At 37.4% G+C, this 446-nt stretch carries 1 protein-coding gene; it reads right to left on the bottom strand.

Annotation, left to right across the window (positions count from 1 at the left end):
- Nucleotides 1–374: T7SS effector LXG polymorphic toxin (locus tag SB660_RS19045; RefSeq protein WP_410583779.1), on the bottom strand; the 374-nt coding region annotated here is incomplete at its 3' end.
- Nucleotides 375–446: the final 72 nt, after the last annotated feature.

Genomic DNA, 446 nt, shown 5'->3' with positions numbered 1-446 from the left:
ATTCCGGAAAGCTCACGCTGTTGTTCGTGAATAATACTACGACTGTTTTTGATTCCCTGTTCTAATTGATTCTCGACAAAATGTTCATCAACAAACGTATCTCCGGCAAGCGCGATATCTTCCAGCTTTCCTTCGATACTATTGAAAAAGGCGATCTGCATCTCAGTGAAGTTCATATATGTTTCGGTGTACAATGCTAAATCGTTAAAAAAAGCTTTAATGTTATCTGCGCCTCGGCCAGTGAAATCATCACCCAGATTAGACACGTCTTCTAATGATTTCTTTAAATCGGATAGTTCTTCACGAAGTTGTTGATATTCTTTGGAGCGTTGTTTTGAGGAAGTAATAAGCGATTGTGTATCAAGGATTTTCATGAAAAAGGCTCCTTATGAGATATTCTGTAGGTTAAGAATATCTCAAAAGAGCCCTTTTCGTTTAATATTCCT

The sequence above is a fragment of the Bacillus sp. SIMBA_005 genome (genome assembly GCF_046535585.1).
In the GTDB taxonomy this organism is placed as follows: domain Bacteria; phylum Bacillota; class Bacilli; order Bacillales; family Bacillaceae; genus Bacillus; species Bacillus pumilus.
Note: the sequence above shows the minus strand (reverse complement) of the source record. Positions and strands in the feature narration are given on the sequence as shown.